This is a genomic window from Microbacterium sp. Bi128 (assembly GCF_918698205.1).
The window spans coordinates 1-1,932 of the sequence record NZ_CAKKMM010000978.1; the positions used below are offsets into that span (position 1 = coordinate 1).

Annotated in this window: 3 protein-coding genes; all 3 read left to right on the forward strand. The window is 64.2% G+C overall.

The annotated features are described in order from the left end of the window. Nucleotides 1-127 precede the first annotated feature (127 nt). Nucleotides 128-625 carry a 2-oxo-4-hydroxy-4-carboxy-5-ureidoimidazoline decarboxylase gene (gene uraD / locus LQV45_RS28765; RefSeq protein ID WP_230010409.1) on the forward strand — a complete coding sequence of 166 codons (498 nt, stop codon included), beginning with the start codon at nucleotides 128-130 and terminating at the stop codon, nucleotides 623-625. After that, entirely contained in the window at nucleotides 622-963 is a 342-nt protein-coding gene (uraH, locus tag LQV45_RS28770) for a hydroxyisourate hydrolase (protein WP_230010411.1), read from the forward strand. The genes uraD and uraH overlap by 4 nt, the downstream gene beginning before the upstream one ends. Before the next feature lie 437 nt (nucleotides 964-1,400). Then, nucleotides 1,401-1,932: MFS transporter (locus tag LQV45_RS28775; protein ID WP_230010413.1), on the forward strand; the 532-nt coding region annotated here is incomplete at its 3' end.

A 1,932-nucleotide genomic window follows, 5' to 3' on the forward strand; every position in this document is an offset into this window, starting at 1 on the left:
TTGACACAGCTCAGACGGGTACGGTTCAATCTTTTGCATATGCTGAAATAACAGTTCCACGATACGAATATTTTGTCCGTATAGCCCTACACCGTGGATGCCAGCATTGACACAAAGGATCTGGCACATGCTGTTGGACGACTTTAATGCCGCCGGACGCGCGGAGGCCGCCGCCGCCCTGCGCCCCTGCCTGGACATCGAGCGATGGATTGAGGAGATCGTCGGCTTGAGGCCCTTCGACAGTACGGAAATCCTCCTCCAAACCGCCGGCCGTGCGGCGGAACCGTTCACCGAGGCGGAGGTGGAAGCCGCGCTGGCCCACCATCCCCGCATCGGCGAACGGGCCGCAGGAAACGGCGTTGAGGCCCGGCTCTCCCAATCGGAGCAGGCGAGCCTGGGCGCTCCGGATCCGGCCGTCGCCGCAGCCATCGCCGCAGGGAACCGGAGCTATGAAGAGAAATTCGGCCAGGTCTTCCTGATCCGCGCGGCCGGCCGCAGCCGCGAGGAGATCCTGGCGGCCCTCAACGCCCGGCTCGCCCACACTCCCGAAGAAGAACAAGTGGTCATCGGCCAGCAGCTGCGCGAAATCGCGGTACTCCGACTCGAAGGACTGATAGGCGCATGAGCACTTCCCACGTCACTACCCACGTTCTGGACACGGGTTCCGGCAAGCCCGCCGCAGGCGTCGCAGTCACCTTGGACATGCTCGACGGCGAACGCTGGGTCAGGATCGCGGCCGGCGCCACGGACGATGACGGCCGCGTCAAGTCGCTCGGCCCCGACAGCCTGGGCTCCGGCACCTACCGCCTGGGCTTCGACACCGGAGCCTATTACGCGGCCGCCGGGACCGAGACCTTCTTTCCCGAAGTCACACTGACCTTTGCGGTGTCCGAAGCGCAGGCCCACTACCACGTCCCGCTTCTGCTGAGCCCCTTCGCCTACTCCACCTACCGGGGCAGCTAAGCCCGGAGCAGCCAAGACCGGCTGCCAGCACCAAGTCACACCCCTACCGGCCCCAGTACCGCTCCGGGAACAGGCCTCCCTGTCTGGTGGCCCGCGCAGCCATGTTCCGGCGCAGCCCGCCCCCAGGGCCAGTCACAAACGACATTTTCGCGGCGAACCGGCCCAGCCGGCCCATGACCCTTGACAGTGGCCCACGTCACTCCTAATCTGAATTTTGGGATCCCAAATCGGGATCCCAAAACAAGAAAGCTTGCCGGGCCCCGCCCTCCCAGATTCTGCACCTGATCCGAACCTGATGTCAGCGCTGACATCAGCCCTATCAACCGCTGCGATCGACACAGGGCCCGCGCACAGGACGCCCCACGCTCCGGCATCCTGACCCTCAAACAAATCCCCCATCACCTGCCGGCATGTTTACTCTCTATCAAGGAGAAGTTGTGTCTCTTCCAAATACCGAAACAGCAGTACAGCCCGATGACCTCACAAGCTCCAAGGACGGCGTGCAACGGCGCACGAATGTCCGATGGAAAATGTTCCTACTCCTGCTGGTCCTCGTGTCCGTGAACTACATCGACCGGGGATCCATCTCTGTTGCCCTGCCCATCATCCAGAAGGAATTCAACATGGCCCCGGAGCTCGTGGGCCTCCTGCTCTCGGCCTTCTTCTGGACCTACGCCCTCATGCAGATCCCGGTCGGCTGGCTGATCGACAAGTTCGGCCCCCGCAAGGTGAAGACGGCGTCCTGCGGCCGCTGGGGCGCCGCAACGGCGGCCTCCGGCCTGGCCGGAGGCTTTGTCAGCATGTTCATCGCCCGCCTGGGCATCGGCGTCACCGAGGCCGGGGTCATGCCGGCCGGCGGAAAACTGAATGCCATCTGGATGCACAAATCGGAACGCGGCCGCGGCGCCACCATCCTTGACGCCGGAGCCCCTTTGGGCGCCGGGCTCGGCGGCATCCTCATCGCAGGCC